13 protein-coding genes and 1 pseudogene are annotated in these 16223 nt (G+C 71.9%); 7 read left to right on the top strand and 7 right to left on the bottom strand.

Annotated elements, in window-relative coordinates:
* Positions 1–42: 42 nt before the first annotated feature.
* The 5 genes from glgB to B446_RS04060 form a co-directional block, all read right to left on the bottom strand.
* The gene (gene glgB / locus B446_RS04080) at positions 43–2247 is read right to left on the bottom strand and encodes a 1,4-alpha-glucan branching enzyme (protein ID WP_020938143.1); all 2205 of its coding nucleotides are present in this window, start codon (positions 2245–2247) and stop codon (positions 43–45) included.
* A gap of 4 nt (positions 2248–2251) precedes the next feature.
* On the bottom strand, positions 2252–3616 hold the full coding sequence (locus B446_RS04075; RefSeq protein ID WP_020938142.1) for a maltokinase N-terminal cap-like domain-containing protein: 1365 nt from the start codon (positions 3614–3616) through the stop codon (positions 2252–2254).
* Positions 3617–3647: 31 nt separating this feature from the next.
* Positions 3648–5366 carry a maltose alpha-D-glucosyltransferase gene (treS, locus tag B446_RS04070; protein WP_020938141.1) on the bottom strand — a complete coding sequence of 573 codons (1719 nt, stop codon included), beginning with the start codon at positions 5364–5366 and terminating at the stop codon, positions 3648–3650.
* Entirely contained in the window at positions 5363–7354 is a 1992-nt protein-coding gene (locus B446_RS04065) for an alpha-1,4-glucan--maltose-1-phosphate maltosyltransferase (protein WP_020938140.1), read from the bottom strand. Before B446_RS04065 ends, treS begins: the two co-directional genes overlap by 4 nt.
* Positions 7355–7463: 109 nt before the next feature.
* The gene (locus B446_RS04060) at positions 7464–7763 is read right to left on the bottom strand and encodes a DUF5133 domain-containing protein (protein ID WP_020938139.1); all 300 of its coding nucleotides are present in this window, start codon (positions 7761–7763) and stop codon (positions 7464–7466) included.
* A 302-nt stretch (positions 7764–8065) separates the two neighbouring features.
* Between B446_RS04060 and B446_RS04055 the strand changes: the two genes are divergently transcribed.
* Complete coding sequence (locus tag B446_RS04055; RefSeq protein WP_020938138.1) at positions 8066–8575, top strand: hypothetical protein; 510 nt, start codon at positions 8066–8068, stop codon at positions 8573–8575.
* Positions 8572–10716: a glycogen debranching protein GlgX gene (gene glgX, locus B446_RS04050; protein ID WP_106960534.1), complete on the top strand. Its 2145-nt coding sequence runs from the start codon at positions 8572–8574 to the stop codon at positions 10714–10716. The genes B446_RS04055 and glgX overlap by 4 nt, the downstream gene beginning before the upstream one ends.
* 139 nt (positions 10717–10855) lie before the next feature.
* Here the strand turns inward: glgX and B446_RS04045 are convergent, their stop codons facing one another.
* Complete coding sequence (locus B446_RS04045) at positions 10856–11665, bottom strand: VOC family protein (protein WP_020938136.1); 810 nt, start codon at positions 11663–11665, stop codon at positions 10856–10858.
* 127 nt (positions 11666–11792) lie between these two features.
* On the opposite strand from B446_RS04045, the pseudogene B446_RS04040 reads away from it, so the two are divergent.
* A pseudogene (locus tag B446_RS04040) lies at positions 11793–12101 on the top strand (ANTAR domain-containing protein); the annotation flags it as partial.
* A 169-nt stretch (positions 12102–12270) separates the two neighbouring features.
* Here the strand turns inward: B446_RS04040 and B446_RS04035 are convergent.
* Positions 12271–13062 (bottom strand): RNA polymerase sigma factor SigF, encoded by a 792-nt coding sequence (locus B446_RS04035; protein ID WP_020938134.1) that lies wholly within the window; start codon positions 13060–13062, stop codon positions 12271–12273.
* 243 nt (positions 13063–13305) lie between these two features.
* Here B446_RS04035 and B446_RS04030 point away from each other — a divergent pair, with 243 nt between their 5' ends.
* The 4 genes from B446_RS04030 to B446_RS04015 all read left to right on the top strand — a co-directional run bounded on the left by B446_RS04030 (position 13306) and on the right by B446_RS04015 (position 16144).
* A complete protein-coding gene (locus B446_RS04030; RefSeq protein WP_020938133.1) occupies positions 13306–13767 on the top strand; it encodes a MarR family winged helix-turn-helix transcriptional regulator in 462 nt (153 codons plus the stop codon).
* Positions 13764–14612 (top strand): ABC transporter ATP-binding protein, encoded by an 849-nt coding sequence (locus B446_RS04025; RefSeq protein ID WP_020938132.1) that lies wholly within the window; start codon positions 13764–13766, stop codon positions 14610–14612. The genes B446_RS04030 and B446_RS04025 overlap by 4 nt, the downstream gene beginning before the upstream one ends.
* The gene (locus tag B446_RS04020; protein WP_020938131.1) at positions 14572–15429 is read left to right on the top strand and encodes an ABC transporter permease; all 858 of its coding nucleotides are present in this window, start codon (positions 14572–14574) and stop codon (positions 15427–15429) included. The genes B446_RS04025 and B446_RS04020 overlap by 41 nt, the downstream gene beginning before the upstream one ends.
* 190 nt (positions 15430–15619) lie before the next feature.
* Complete coding sequence (locus B446_RS04015) at positions 15620–16144, top strand: hypothetical protein (protein ID WP_020938130.1); 525 nt, start codon at positions 15620–15622, stop codon at positions 16142–16144.
* The last annotated feature ends 79 nt before the right edge of the window (positions 16145–16223 follow it).

Raw genomic sequence — 16223 nt, 5'->3', positions numbered from 1 at the left:
GACCCTGACTGCCCCTGGGGCGGCCTTCGACACCTGCGGACCTCAGCGCAGGGGCGTCAGGAACACCGTCGCCAGCGGGGGCAGCGTGACCCGCAGGGCCCCGTCCTCCGGTTTGAGCGCACCCGGCGCGCCGAGGGCGACACCGCCGCCGCCGTAGCGGAGGTCGTCCGTGTTCAGCTCCTCCTGCCAGGCGGGCACCTCCTCGGGCACCCACAGCCGGTAGTCCTCCCGGACCACGGGGGAGAAGTTCGACACCGCGAGCAGCGGGGACCCGTCGGCGGCGAAGCGCAGGAACGCGAAGACGTTGTCGTCCGCCGCGTCGCACAGCACCCACCGGAAGCCGCCCGGGTCGGTGTCCCGCTCCCAGAGCGCGGGCGTCGCCCGGTACAGGCGGTTCAGGTCCCGCACCAGGTGCTGCACGCCCCGGTGGTCACCCGCGGAGGCGTAGTCGTCGCCCAGCAGCCACCATTCGGGCCCGTGGTCCGCGTTCCACTCGGCGCCCTGCGCGAACTCCTGGCCCATGAACAGCAGTTGCTTGCCGGGGTGGGCCCACATGAAGCCGAGGTAGGCCCGGTGGTTGGCGCGCCGCTGCCACCAGTCGCCCGGCATCTTCGACACCAGCGCCTGCTTGCCGTGCACGACCTCGTCGTGGGAGATCGGCAGCACGTAGTTCTCGCTGTACGCGTACACCATCGAGAAGGTCATCTCGTGGTGGTGGTACTTGCGGTGGACCGGCTCCTTCTGGACGTACTCCAGCGAGTCGTGCATCCAGCCCATGTTCCACTTCAGCCCGAACCCGAGCCCGCCGCCGTCCGTCGGCCGGGTCACCCCGTCCCAGGCGGTGGACTCCTCCGCGATCGTCACCACCCCGGGGCAGCGCCGGTAGACGGTGGCGTTCATCTCCTGCAGGAAGGCGACGGCGTCCAGGTCCTCGCGCCCGCCGAAGACGTTCGGCACCCACTGCCCGGAGTCCCGCGAGTAGTCGAGGTAGAGCATGGAGGCGACGGCGTCCACCCGCAGGCCGTCGATGTGGAACTCCTCGCACCAGTACACGGCGTTGGCGACGAGGAAGTTGCGCACCTCGATCCGCCCGTAGTCGAACTCGTACGTCCCCCAGTCCGGGTGCTCGGCCCGCCGGGAGTCACCGGGCTCGTACAGCGGCTCCCCGTCGAAGCGGCCCAGCGCCCAGTCGTCCTTGGGGAAGTGGGCCGGCACCCAGTCCATGATCACGCCGATCCCGGCCCGGTGGCAGGCGTCGACGAAGTACCGGAAGTCGTCGGGGCTGCCGAGCCGGGACGTCGGCGCGTAGTAGGAGGTGACCTGGTAGCCCCAGGAACCGCCGAAGGGATGCTCGGCGACCGGCATCAGCTCCACGTGGGTGAAGCCCATCTCCGTGACGTAGGCCGGCAGTTCCTCCGCCAGCTCGCGGTAGGTCAGGCCGCCCCGCCAGGAGGGCAGGTGGACCTCGTACACGGACAGCGGCGCCCGGTGCACGGGCCTGTCGCCGCGGTGCGCCATCCACTCCGCGTCGTTCCACTCGTACCGCGAGGCCGTGACGACGGAGGCGGTCGCCGGCGGCAGCTCCGTGCGGCGGGCCATCGGGTCAGCCTTCAGGAACCGGCCGCCGTGCCGGGAGGTGATCTCGAACTTGTAGCGGGCGTCCTCGCCGATGCCCGGCAGGAACAGCTCCCACACACCGGACGCGCCGAGCGAGCGCATCGGGTACTGGGTGCCGTCCCAGTACGTGAAGTCGCCGGCCACCCGTACGCCCCGGGCGTTCGGCGCCCACACGGTGAAGCGGGTCCCGGCCACGCCCTGGTGGGTCATCGGCTCGGCGCCGAGTGCCCGCCACAGCTCCTCGTGCCGGCCCTCGCGGATCAGGTGCAGGTCGAGATCGCCGAGCGCGGGCAGGAACCGGTAGGGGTCCTCGACCTCCTGCGTGCCGCCGTCGTAGGTGACCCGCAGCGTGTACGCGGGGATCGTCTCGTACGGCAGCACGGCGGAGAAGATCCCGCCGCCCTCCGACACCAGCTCGCCGGACACCCCGTCGACCACGACGGCCACCGCGCGGGCGTTGGGGCGCAGCGCGCGGAACAGCGTGCCGCCCGGGACGGGATGGGCGCCCAGCAGGGCGTGCGGATCGTGGTGCGCGCCGCCGAGCAGGCGGTCGCGGTCGGCGTCGTCGAGCGCCGCCACCGGCGCAACCGGTCCGGCGGCCTCGGGACGTGAAGTGTCGCGCAGTGCCATGACGTCAGCCTCCCCACACGGCGAGCCGCTCGATCGCGGCCATCGGAACCGGCAGCCAGTCGGGCCGGTGTCTCGCTTCGTACAGCACCTCGTACACCGCCCTGTCCGTCTCGTGCGCGCGCAGCAGCGCGTGCTTCTTGCGTGGATCCCACCCCGCGCGGGCCGCGTAGCCCGCGCAGAACGCCTCCCGGCAGCGGCGCGCCCACTCGGGTCGCCAGGGGCGGCGCTGCCGGGCCGCGTAGTCGAAGGAGCGCAGCATCCCGGCCACGTCACGCACCGGTGACTGCGGCGCCCGCCGCTCGGCGAGCGGCCGGGACGGCTCCCCCTCGAAGTCGATCACGAACCAGTCGCGCCCGGCCCGCAGCACCTGCCCGAGGTGCAGGTCGCCGTGGATGCGCTGGGCCGGCGGACCGGTGTCGCAGGTGGCCAGCGCGCCGAACGCGGCCCGCAGCCCCGGGACGAAGGGCCGCAGCGCGGGCACGGCGTGCGCGGCCGCGTCCAGCCGCGCGCACATCGCCTCCGCCGTACGCCCGTTCTCGCCGGGCCCGGCCGGCGGGAACGCCTCCGCCAGCGCCAGATGCACCTCGGCCATGGCCCGGCCCAGCTCCCGGGCCTCGGCGGTGAAGTCGTCACCGGTGCCGAGCGCCCGCAGGGCGAGCGTCCAGCCGTCGGTGGCGTCGGGCAGGAACGGCTGCAGCACGCCCAGGGTGGCCGGCCGCGGAGCGGTCGTGCTGAACCAGGCGACCGGCGCGGGCACCCGCGCGCAGCCCTGGGCGGCCAGCGCGCCCGGCACCTCCAGATCGGGGTTGACACCCGGCTGGATGCGGCGGAACACCTTCAGGATGCAGGCGTCGCCGTACACGATCGACGTGTTGGACTGCTCGGCGTCCAGCAGCCGCGGCGGCAGCCCGCCGGGCAGCTCGGCGCCCGGGGCCGCCTCGAAGCGCAGCGGACCGGTGCTGCCGGGCCGGCGCAGCCGCTCCAGCAGCAGGTGCGCCGAGCGCGGGTCCTGCAGGGCGTCGTACACGGCGAGACCGGCCAGCGGGCCCTCCTCGGCCCGGCCGATGTACGCCCGCTCCAGCCTCGGGGCCAGCCGCTCGCGCACCCCGAGCAGCAACTGGTAGCAGTCGCCGGGCGGCGGTGTGCCGCCGGGCGTGGGCACCGGCGCGTGCGAGGCGTGCACCAGCAGGTGCAGACACCCCGGGAACAGCTCGGTCACGGACAGCACCGACAGGTCGGTGACGGGCCGGTCCTTGCCCGCGAACCAGCGTTGCTCGGGCAGCCAGTCGCGCAGCAGCCCGCCCAGCGAGGCCAGCGGCCGGTCGACGCCGGCCGCGGTTCCCGGCCGGGCGGTGATGGTCTTCGGCATGGTGACGCGTCCTTTCCTCGGCGCCGTGCGGTCAGCGGCGGCGGCCGATGCGGGATGCGACTCGGGTGAGCCGGAACCAGTAGAAGCCGTGGCCCGCGAGGGTCAGCAGGTAGGGCAGTTCGCCGATGGCGGGGAAGCGGACCCCGCCGATCAGCTCGACGGGGTGCCGTCCGTCGTAGGTCCGCAGATCGAGCTCGGTGGGCTGCGCGAACCGGGAGAAGTTGTGCACGCACAGCACGAGGTCGTCGCCGTACTCGCGCAGGAAGGCCAGCACCGCCGGGTTGGACGACTGGAGCTCGGTGAACGAGCCCAGTCCGAAGGCCGGGTTCTGCTTGCGGATCTCGATCATGCGCCGGGTCCAGTGCAGCAGGGACGAGGGCGAGGACATGGACGCCTCGACGTTCGTGACCTGGTAGCCGTAGACGGGGTCCATGATCGTGGGCAGGAAGAGCCGTCCGGGGTCGCTGGAGGAGAAGCCGGCGTTGCGGTCGGGGGTCCACTGCATCGGGGTGCGGACCGCGTCGCGGTCGCCGAGCCAGATGTTGTCGCCCATGCCGATCTCGTCGCCGTAGTAGAGGATCGGCGAGCCGGGCAGGGACAGCAGCAGGGCGGTGAACAGCTCGATCTGGTTGCGGTCGTTGTCGAGCAGCGGGGCGAGGCGGCGGCGGATGCCGATGTTGGCGCGCATACGCGGGTCCTTCGCGTACTCGGCCCACATGTAGTCGCGTTCCTCGTCGGTGACCATTTCGAGGGTCAGCTCGTCGTGGTTGCGCAGGAAGATGCCCCACTGGCAGTTGGAGGGGATCGCCGGGGTCTTGGCGAGGATCTCCGAGACGGGGTAGCGGGACTCGCGGCGCACGGCCATGAAGATGCGCGGCATGACCGGGAAGTGGAACGCCATGTGGCATTCGTCCCCGCCGGAGGAGTAGTCGCCGAAGTAGTCGACGACGTCCTCGGGCCACTGGTTGGCCTCGGCCAGCAGCACGGTGTCCGGGTACTGGGCGTCGATCTCCTTGCGCACCCGCTTGAGGAACTGGTGCGTCGCGGGCAGGTTCTCGCAGTTGGTGCCCTCCTCCGCGTAGAGGTAGGGCACCGCGTCGAGGCGGAACCCGTCGATGCCCAGGTCCAGCCAGAACTTCAGCGCGGCGAGGATCTCCTCCTGAACCGCGGGGTTCTCGTAGTTGAGGTCCGGCTGGTGCGAGAAGAAGCGGTGGAAGTAGTACTGGCCGCGGACCGGGTCGAAGGTCCAGTTGGAGACCTCCGTGTCGACGAAGATGATCCGCGCGTCCTCGTACTGCTTGTCGTCGTCGGCCCACATGTAGTAATCGCCGTAGGGGCCGTCGGGGTTCGTGCGGGACTCCTGGAACCACGGGTGCTGGTCGCTGGTGTGGTTCATGACGAAGTCGATGATCACGCGCATGCCGCGCTGGTGCGCGGCGTCGGCGAACTCCACGAAGTCGGCGAGGTCGCCGAACTCGGGCAGTACCGCGGTGTAGTCGGAGACGTCGTAACCGCCGTCACGCAGGGGGGACTTGAAGAACGGCGGCAGCCAGAGGCAGTCGACGCCGAGCCACTGCAGGTAGTCGAGTTTGGCGGTCAGGCCCTTGAGGTCGCCGATGCCGTCGCCGTCGCTGTCCTGGAAGGAGCGGACCAGGACCTCGTAGAAGACGGCGCGTTTGAACCACTCCGGATCCCGGTCCTTGACGGGGGTGTCCTCGAAGGTGTCCGGCACGGGGTCGTTGACAGTCATGGCGCTGAGGGCCCTCCGATCTGTGGCGTCGATCGCCCGACATGGAGCACGTGCGCCGGCGTCCGGCCGGGCGTGAGGCGCACGTAGTTCGTCCTGCCCCAGTGGTAGGTCTCCCCTGTCAGTTCGTCGTGCGCGGACAGGGTGTCGTCCCATTCCAGGCCGAGTTGCGGCATGTCCAACGAGACCGTGGCCTCCTGGGTGTGGTGCGGGTCGAGGTTGACGACCACGATGACCGTGTCCGGGCCCGTGCTCTTGCTGTAGGCGAGCACCTGCTCGTTGTCGGTCCGGTGGAAGCGGAGGTTCCGCAGGCGCTGTAGCGCGGGGTGCTCCCGGCGGACGGTGTTGAGCCGGGTGATGAGGGGGGCGAGGGTGCGGCCCTCGCGGGCTGCGGCTTCCCAGTCGCGGTGTTTGAGCTGGTACTTCTCCGAGTCGAGGTACTCCTCGCTGCCCTCGCGCAGCGGGGTGTTCTCACAGAGTTCGTAGCCGCTGTAGATGCCCCAGGTGGGGGAGAGGGTGGCGGCGAGGACGGCGCGGACCTCGAAGGCGGGCCGGCCGCCGTGCTGGAGGTAGGCGTGCAGGATGTCGGGGGTGTTGACGAAGAAGTTCGGCCGCATCCAGGCCGCCGCCTCACCCGACAGCTCGGTCAGGTACTCCGTCAGCTCCCGCTTGTCGTTGCGCCAGGTGAAGTACGTGTACGACTGCTGGAAGCCGACCTCGGCCAGCGCGCGCATCATCGCCGGCCGGGTGAACGCCTCCGCCAGGAAGATCACGTCCGGGTCCCTGCGGTTGACCTCGCCGATCACCCGCTCCCAGAACACCACCGGCTTGGTGTGCGGGTTGTCGACCCGGAAGATCCGCACCCCGTGGTCCATCCAGTGTCGCAGCACCCGCACCGTCTCCGCGACCAGGCCGTCCATGTCCGCGTCGAAGGCGATGGGGTAGATGTCCTGGTACTTCTTCGGCGGGTTCTCCGCGTAGGCGATCGTGCCGTCGGGCCGGTGGTGGAACCACTCCGGGTACTTGTGCACCCAGGGATGGTCCGGCGAGCACTGCAGCGCGAAGTCCAGCGCCACCTCCAGTCCGAGCCGGGCGGCCTCGCCCACGAAGTGGTCGAAGTCCTCCAGCGTGCCCAGCGCCGGGTGCACGCTGTCGTGGCCGCCCTCGGGCGAACCGATCGCCCACGGCACCCCCACATCGCCCGGGCCCGCGGTCAGCGAGTTGTTCGGGCCCTTGCGGAACGTGGTGCCGATCGGATGGATCGGCGGCAGGTAGACGACGTCGAAACCCATCTCCGCGATGGCCCGAAGCCGCTTCGCCGCCGTGCGGAACGTACCGTGCGGCTCCTCGGCCGTACCCTCCGAACGCGGGAAGAACTCGTACCAGGAACCGAACAGCGCACGCTCACGCTCCACCAGCAACGGCATCGCGTCCGAGGCGGTCACCAACTCCCGCAGCGGATACCGCGCCAGCACCGCCTCCACCTCGGGCGACAACGCCCCCTTCAGCCGGTGGTGCACCGTCAGCGTGTCGTCGCCGAGGGCGCGCGCGGCGTCCAGGACGAGCTGCCGCTCCGGGCCCTTGGGCACACCGGCGGCGGCGCGCTCGTAGAGCTCGGCGCCCTCCTCCAGGACCAGGCCGGTGTCGATGCCGGCCGGCACCTTCACGGACGCGGTGTGCCGCCAGGTCGCCAGCGGATGGCTCCATGCCTCGACGCGGAAGGACCAGCGTCCGGTGACGTCCGGGGTGACGTCCGCGCCCCACAGGTCGCTGCCGGGCGACAGCTCGCGCATGGGGGTCCAGGGGCCGCGGCGGCCCGCCGGATCCCGCAGGACCACGTTGGCGCCGACGACGTCGTGTCCCTCACGGAACACGGTGGCCGTGACCTGGAACGTCTCCCCGGCCACCGCCTTCGCCGGGCGCCTGCCGCACTCCACGGCCGGCCGGACATCACGTACCGGTACACGGCCGATGGCCGGGGTCCTGCGCATGGTTCTCACCTCCGCCGTGCGCGAAGCCGGGCACCGGGCCCGGCTTCACGATCCGAGAAAACGGTTCGGCTGCTGCCGTCCCGCGGGGAACGCCGTGTGCGGTGCCGGGTCAGGTGCTCGGCGCCGCGGAACGACGTTCCGGGGGTGGTGCCCGCCGGGCCGCCCGGCCCGGTTGCGGCCGCCCGTCCTGCTCGCGCAGGTAGCCGGCCAGGCTGGAGCGCAGATATCGCTCAGCCGCGTCCGCTGCCTCCCGGGCGCAGCGCTTTCCCATCAGCACGCACAAGGTGTAGCCCGAGTCCTCGAACGTGGCCCGGACCGTGCGGTCGTGGGGCGAGGCGAGCATCACGCGCTCCCACGCCCGGTAACGCCGCAACTGCCTGGCCACTTCGGCCTTGGCGGGTAGCAGCATGACCCTCTTCACCTTCCACGCTCTCGACTGGGCGCGTTCCCGACGGTCGGGTGGTGGCCGCGCAGGGGTGGGCGCGGCACCGTTACGGCGATCGAGGCTTTCACTCATGGTGCACGTACGGACACGCAACGTCCTGTTGGACCTTCAACCATCCCGCCGTTAGAGAGCCTCGTGTTGCACGAATGGCGTAGCGGGCTCAGTGTGGAGGTGACTCAGAAGCGATCACCGCTCACGCTCGGTGTCCGGGATCCCTCCCGGACGGGCGGGGGAGCGCGAGCTTCGCGGGTGAGGAGCAAGCGACGATGAAGACCGGAGTGCCCCGCTACTACCACCTGGACGTGGAAGTCAGCCCGGAACGGGTGGGACAGGTCAGCCGCATCCTGGCCGCCCACCTCCACTACTGGGACCTGGACAACCTCGTGGACCCCGTCTGCCGCGGCGCCGAGCTGCTGCTGCGGGCGATCGACGAACACGCCACGGACAAGGACACGTCGATCGAGATGTGGTGGAACGGCCAACACCTCATCACCGCCGTGTGCGGCGACGACCGAGATCTGCGCCCCGATCAGGACCTGCGGGCGTGCCTCGCCGACATCGCCGCCATGAGCGACGGCTGGGGCTGCTGTGCGGCGGCGACCGGCGGCAAGATCATCTGGTTCTCGCAGCGAGCCCGCTCCGGCGAGCGTGTGCCGCTGGTCCCGACCGCCCCGGCGCCCGACGTGAGCGAGCGGCTGCAGGTGCCCCGCGCACTGCCGCTGGTCGCGCTGGCCGCCCCGGCGAACGCCGCCCACGCTCTGGAGGGCGCCCGGTGACGGCACGCAAGCGCCGAACAGGGGTGCCCGTGTGGAGCGGGCACCCCTACCCGCTGGGTGCCGTCTTCGACGGGCGGGGCACCAACTTCGCCCTGTTCAGCGAGGTCGCCGAGCGCGTCGAGCTGATTCTCGTCGACGACAGGGGCGCCCAGACCAAGGTCCCGCTGCACGAGGTCGACGGGTTCGTCTGGCACGCCTACCTGCCCGGGGTCGGTCCGGGGCAGCGCTACGGCTACCGCGTGCACGGCCCCTGGCAGCCGTCCCTCGGCCACCGGTGCAACCCGGCGAAGCTGCTGCTCGACCCGTACGCGCGGGCCGTGGACGGCCAGATCGACAACCACGCCTCCCTCTACGAACGCGCGGCCGACGGCCCGTCACCGGGCAACAGCGCCGGGCACTCGATGCTGGGCGTCGTCACCGACCCGTCCTTCGACTGGGGCGACGACCGCCCGCCGGACCGGGCGTACGCGGACTCCGTCATCTACGAGGCCCACGTGCGCGGTCTGACCCGCACCCATCCGGAGGTACCCGAACGGCTGCGCGGCACCTACGCCGGGCTCGCCCACCCCGCCGTCCTCGAGCACCTGACCTCGCTCGGGGTCACCGCGGTGGAGCTGATGCCGGTCCACCAGTTCGTCCAGGACGGCGTCCTGCAGGACCGGGGCCTGGCCAACTACTGGGGCTACAACACGATCGGCTTCTTCGCCCCGCACAACGGCTACGCCGCCCGCGGCAGCCGGGGCGAGCAGGTCAACGAGTTCAAGGCCATGGTGAAGGCGCTGCACGAGGCGGGTCTCGAGGTGATCCTCGACGTGGTCTACAACCACACCGCCGAGGGCAACGAGCGGGGGCCCACGCTGTCCTTCCGCGGCATCGACAACGCCTCCTACTACCGCCTGGTCGACGGCGACTGGGGGCACTACTACGACACCACGGGCACCGGGAACAGCCTGCTGATGCGGCACCCGTACGTGCTCCAGCTGATCATGGACTCGCTGCGTTACTGGGTCACCGAGATGCACGTCGACGGCTTCCGCTTCGACCTCGCGGCGACCCTGGCCCGGCAGTTCCACGAGGTGGACCGGCTGTCCGCGTTCTTCGACCTCATCCAGCAGGACCCGGTCATCAGCCGCGTCAAGCTGATCGCCGAGCCGTGGGACGTGGGGGAGGGCGGCTACCAGGTGGGCAACTTCCCGCCGCTGTGGTCGGAGTGGAACGGCCGCTACCGGGACGCCGTACGGGACTTCTGGCGGGGCGAACCGGGCTCCCTCGGCGAGTTCGCCTCCCGGCTGACCGGGTCCTCCGACCTGTACCAGCACAGCCGGCGGAGGCCGCGTGCCAGCGTGAACTTCGTGACCGCTCACGACGGGTTCACACTGCGCGACCTCGTGTCCTACAACGACAAGCACAACGAGGACAACGGCGAGGACAACCGGGACGGCGAGAGCAACAACCGGTCCTGGAACTGCGGCGCCGAGGGCGACACCGACGACCCGGCCGTCCTCGAACTGCGCGCCCGCCAGCAGCGCAACCTGCTCGCCACCCTGCTGCTGTCCCAGGGCATCCCGATGCTCTGTCACGGCGACGAACTCGGGCGCACCCAGCGCGGTAACAACAACGCCTACTGCCAGGACAACGAGATCTCCTGGGTCGACTGGGAACTGACGGACGAGCAGCGCGCCCTCGCCGACTTCACCCGCCGTCTGATCGGGCTGCGGGCCGGGCACCCCGTGCTGCGCCGGCGCCGTTTCTTCCGCGGCGAGACGGTGACCAACGCCAAGCAGCCGCTGCCCGACCTGATGTGGCTGCGGCCCGACGCCCGGGAGATGACCGACCGGGACTGGCAGCGCGGCGACGCCCACTCGGTCGGGGTGTTCCTCAACGGAGACGCCATCGCCGAACGGGACGCCCACGGCGGGCGGGTGATCGACGACTCCTTCCTGCTGCTGCTCAACGGCTACTGGGAACCGGTCGACTTCCGGCTGCCCGACGACTCCTTCGGCGAGCGCTGGACGACCCTGATCGACACCGCCGACCCGGACGGCGTCCCCGACGAGCGCGAGCGCAAGGCCGGCACCCGGCTGCGCGTGGAGAGCCGCAGCACGGTCGTGCTGTCCCGGCCGTCACGGGGCGGCCGGTAGGCGGAGGGGCCGCCGCCCGGCGGCCCCTCCGCACGGCCCGCACGACGCCGCCGGGCACCCGCGTTCGCCGCGGGTGTCCGGCGACGGCGTGCCGGGGCGTCCGAGAGGCGGCCCGGTGGACCCGGGGCCGCCCGGCGGGTCAGCGCAGGGTGCGGGACGTGACCGTGAACTGCGCGCCGTCCGGGTCCCGCAGGATGGCCTCCGTCTCGTCCTCGCTCAGGACGCTGCCGCCGTGCTTCTCGGCCGACCGGGCGCAGCCCGGCACGTCCTCCACCCTGAAGTGGATCTGCCAGTGCGGCCGTACGGAGGGGTCGGGTGCGGCCTCCACCGCTCCGGAGTCGATGCGCGCGACGACGTCGCCCCCGCTGCGCAGCACCACCTCGCCGCCCACGTACTCGACCTCGCAGCAGCCCGGCTTGCCGGAGGCCCAGCCGAGGATCTCACCGTAGAAGATCGCGGAGTCGAAGGCGTTGCGGGTGTGCAGCCGGATGAAGGTCGGGGCGGCCCGGCGCCACGTGTCCCAGTTGGAGACGAGTTCGCCCTGCCAGATCCCGAAGGTGGCCCCGTCGCGGTCGGCGAGCAGCGCGGCCCGCCCCGGCGGGAAGGACAGCGGCCCCACCGCCGCCGTGCCCCCGCGTTCCCGGGCCCGCGCCACGGCGACGTCGGCGTCGGGCACCGCGAAGTACGGCGTCCAGGCCACCGCCATCTGCCACATCGAGGCGACCGCGGCGATCCCGGCCACCGGTACCCCGCCGGCCAGCGCTATCCGGAAGTGCTCGCCGAGCTTCGCGCCGCGCCAGCGCCAGCCGAGCAGGGCCGAGTAGAAGTCCTGGGTGGCCTCCAGATCACGGCTGGTCAGGCTCACCCAGCAGGGGGCGCCGAAGACGGAGTGCGTCGAGACGACGTCCTTCGTTTTCGGTCCGGGGCCGGCAGGGGTGTCATGGTTCATGGCAGTCGCGTCCTGGTCTCGGGGCCGGGCGGCCACCGGTTCCTCTTCAGTGTCCGACCGGAACGGGGTCGGGTGCTCGTCGAGTACCCCACTGGCGCGCGGCCAGGCGGGTGAGCAGGATGGAGGCATGCCGAAGAGCGACGCTGACCGGATCGGGGAGCTGCAGGCGGAGGTCGCGCAGCTGCGGGAGGCCGTGGCCTCCCACGCCGTCGTCGACCAGGCCATCGGGATGATGGTCGCCCTCGGCCGGGTGACCCCGCAGGAGGGCTGGGAGGTGCTCAGGGACGTCTCCCAGCACTCGAACATCAAGCTGCGCAACATCGCCGAGCTGATCCTCATCTGGGGGCGCAGGGGCGAGATACCGGCCGACGTCCGCAGCCGCCTCGAGGACGCCCTGGACCGCTACGGGCCCACGCAGGTCCCCGGCTCCGACCCCGGCCAACCGCCGGCCCGGGGCGCCGGAGCGGCCGCCGAGGGCTGCGGCCCGCCCGCCTCGGCGCACCCCGCGCGAACGCACCCCCGGCGACTCACGGGGAGTGAATCGCCGGGGGGATGAGACGCAGGGGGAAGGCACAGGAGGGGAGGCACAGGATGGCGGGGCGGGTTCAGCCGCTTTCCGCCAGCAGCTCCTCGCGCAGCCGGTCGAAGCAGCCGCTGAGCAGCCGGGAGACGTGCATCTGCGAGATGCCGAGCTGCTCGGCTATCCGGCTCTGGGTCATCCCCCCGAAGAAGCGCAGGTAGAGGATGGTGCGCTCGCGTTCCGGCAGCGCCTCGAGGAACGGCTTGACCGCCGCGCGGTCGACCACCAGGTCGAAGCCGGGGTCCGGCTCCCCGAGCGAGTCGCCGAGCACATAGCCCTCCGTCCCGGCGACCTCGGCGTCCAGGGACAGCGCGGAGAAGCACTCCAGGGCCTCCATGCCCGTGCGCACCTCGTCCTCGCTGAGTCGCGTGTGCGCCGCGATCTCGGTGACCGTCGGCCCCCGGCCCGGTGTCGTCTGTGCCAGGTCCTTGGCCGCGCTGCGGACCCGGTTGCGCAGGTCCTGCACCCGGCGCGGCACGTGGAGGGTCCACATGTGGTCGCGGAAGTGGCGTTTGATCTCGCCGGTGATGGTGGGCACCGCGTACGCCTCGAAGGCGCGGCCACGCCCCGGATCGTAGTGGTCGACGGCCTTCACCAGGCCGAGCGCGGCCACCTGGTACAGATCCTCCAGGGACTCCCCGCGGCCGCGGAACCGTACGGCGATCCGCTCGGCCATGGGCAGCCAGAGCCGGACCAGTTCGTCCCGGAGCAGTTGCCGCTCGGGGCCGTCGGACAACAGGGCGAGCCGCTCGAAGGTCTCGCCGGTGTCGGGGGCGTCGTCGTGGGGGTGGGTTCTCGTGCTGCCAGCGACAGGCATCGCGCACCTCTCTCAGCAGGTGCTGGATCACAGACACCGCGGGAGACGCGCCGGGACGGAAACAGAACCGCGGCGCCCGGACGGAGCCGGCTCCCACGGATGTGCCTCCTGTCCGAAGCACATACCTGCGGTTTCCCGTTCTGGGACATAACAAAACAATTCGGTCGCCGAAGAACGAGACGGAGTCGAGTCTTGACCTCCCTTTGAAGGGAGTTAGCTCTTAAGCAGAGGTAATCTTCAGGAGTGGAGACCGAACCCGCCGAATTCCCCGAGGAGCTGGCCGACGCCCTGGTCCGGATCCAGCGGCTCGTCCGGCGCCGGCTGCGCGGCGGTCTGGCCGGGCCGCGGCTGCGCGGCGCCGAGGTCGAACTGCTCCGGCTGGTGGAGGGCCGGCCCGGTGTCCGCGTCTCGGACGCCGCGCGCGCCCTGCACCTGGCGGGCAACTCCGTCTCGACCCTGGTCAACCGGCTCGTACGGGAGGGGTACCTGATCCGGGAGACCGACCCCGCCGACCGGCGGGCCGCCCGCCTGCTGCTCACCGAGGCCGCGGAGAAGCGGCTCGGGGACTGGCGCAGGCGCCGGGCCGAACTGGTCGGCCGGCACGTGGCCCGGCTCGGCCCGGCCGACCGGGAGGCACTGCGCGCCGCCCTCCCCGCCCTGCGCGAACTGGCCGTCACCCTGCACGAGGAGGCCGACGAGACATGACGAGCGACATCCCCGCCCCGCCCGCCGCCGACGCCGTCACCTGCACCGGCCTCACCTACGCGTTCGGCCGCACCCGCGCGGTCGACGGACTCGACCTCACCGTCCGCGAGGGCGAGGTGTTCGGGCTGCTGGGCCCCAACGGCGCGGGCAAGACCACCGCCCTCCGCTGCGTCACCACGCTGCTGCCGGTCCCGGCCGGCACGGTCCGGGTCTTCGGACGCGACGCGGCCGGGGAGCGCATGGCGGTGCGCCGGCTGCTCGGCTACGTCCCGCAGCAGCTCTCCGCCGACAGCGGGCTCACCGGACGGGAGAACGTCGCCCTCTTCGCCCGGGTCTTCGACGTACGGCGCCGCGAGCGCGCCGAGCGCGTCACCCAGGCCCTCGCCGCCGTCGGGCTCACCGACGCGGCCGACCGGCTCGCCAAGACCTACTCCGGCGGCATGGTCCGCCGCCTCGAACTCGCCCAGGCCCTGGTCAGCGCGCCCCGCCTGCTGATCCTGGACGAACCCACCATCGGCCTCGACCCGATCGCCCGCACCGACGTCTGGGACCACATCAACGCCGTCCGCGCCGCCACCGGCATGAGCGTCCTGGTCACCACCCACTACATGGAGGAGGCCGACCAGTACTGCGACCGGGTCGGCCTGATGCACCGCGGGCGCGTCCGCGCCCTGGGCACCCCGGCCGAACTACGGCGCGGACTCGCCGAACGCCGCGGCACCGACACCCTGCCCACCCTGGAGGACGTCTTCCGGGACGTCGCGGGCAGCGGTCTGCAGGACCCGTCAGGAGGAGGTTTCCGCGATGTCCGAAGCACCCGCCGCACCGCGCACCGCGTCGGCTGAGACCCCGTCCGGCACTACCGCCGCGCTGCTCGGACCGCCCTCCCCGCGCCCCGGCTGGCGCGTGCTGCCCGCCCGGGTCGCCGCGATGTGCGCCGTCGAGCTGCAGAAGCTGCGCCACGACCGCACCGAGCTGTACACCCGGGCCGTCCAGCCCGCGCTCTGGCTGCTGGTCTTCGGCGAGACCTTCACCCGGATCCGCGCCATCCCCACCGGCGGCATCCCCTACATCGACTACCTGGCGCCCGGCATCATCGCCCAGTCGGCGATGTTCATCGCGATCTTCTACGGCATCCAGATCATCTGGGAGCGGGACGCCGGCGTCCTCAACAAGCTGCTCGTCACACCGACCCCGCGCTCGGCGCTGATCACCGGCAAGGCGTTCGCCGCCGGGGTGAAGTCGCTGATCCAGGCCGTCGTCGTCGTCCTCGTCGCCGCCGTGCTCGGGGTCGCCCTCACCTGGAACCCGCTGCGGCTGCTCGGCGTCGCCCTCGCGGTGGTCCTCGCCTCCGCGTTCTTCTCCTGCCTGTCGATGACCATCGCGGGCATCGTGCTCAGCCGCGACCGGCTCATGGGCATCGGGCAGGCGATCACCATGCCGCTGTTCTTCGGCTCCAACGCCCTCTACCCCGTCTCGATCATGCCGGGCTGGCTCCAGGCCGTGAGCAGGGTCAACCCGCTCAGCTACCAGGTCGACGCCCTGCGAGGGCTGCTGCTCGGCACGCCGGCCCACCTCGGAGCCGACTTCGGGGTGCTCGCGGTGGCCGCCGCCCTCGGCGTCACCGCGGCCTCCTCGCTGCTCGGCCGGCTGGCCCGGTGATCTTGTGCCGGACGTGATGTGCGGCACGCACCCGCGCCGGCTCCCGGAGCCCGCGAACGGGATTCTTCCTGGGCAGCGCTTGATCGACGATCAAAGCGGGCGAACCCTCTGGCCACAGCGCATTCCACCCATTTGACAGTGCGCTGAGCACACAGATAGACAGCAGCTCTCGAAGGGCGAGAGGGGCACTGTGTACGAGCCGAACGTGGTCGGGGACTGGCAGGAGTACGACGAGCATGCCGGTCTGCGCGTCCGCGTCCACCGCCTGGAGGCGGCCGAGCCGCCGCGCGGGCGCGACGACGCCGCGGCGGGGCTGACGTACTTCAGCGTCCGGGTGACGGTCGAGAACCGCGGTCCGCGGCACTACGGCATCCACCTGGAGGACGGCCAGATCGACGTCCGGGTCGGACCGGACGGCGAGGGCGCCTTCATTGACTGGCGCAACTCCCAGTTCGTCGAGGGCTTCGACGTCTATCCGCTGCGCCGGGCCACCGCCGTCGTGTACGCGGCGGCCCCGGAGGCCGCCCTGACCCACGTGGACGTGCAGGTGCAGCTGCGGGTGGACGAGGAATGGGCCGAGCGGCGGCTCTGGGCGGGCGCCATCGGCGTCCTGGAGACGACCGCGACGGCCGCCCCGGCGAGCACCGCGCAATGCGGTCTGGCCCACCAGGTGAGCGCCTTCCTCAAGGACCAGACGGAGCCGGGCGGGGCCTGAGCCCCGGCCCCGGCCGCTGTGGGGCCGCCCGCCGGGGTTCCGGCCGCCCGGGGCCCGTCAGCGCGGGACCCGGGCGGCC

It is taken from the genome of Streptomyces collinus Tu 365 (assembly GCF_000444875.1).
GTDB lineage: Bacteria > Actinomycetota > Actinomycetes > Streptomycetales > Streptomycetaceae > Streptomyces > Streptomyces collinus_A.
The sequence above is the reverse complement of the archived record's forward strand: the minus strand, read 5'-3'. Positions and strand labels throughout refer to the sequence as shown.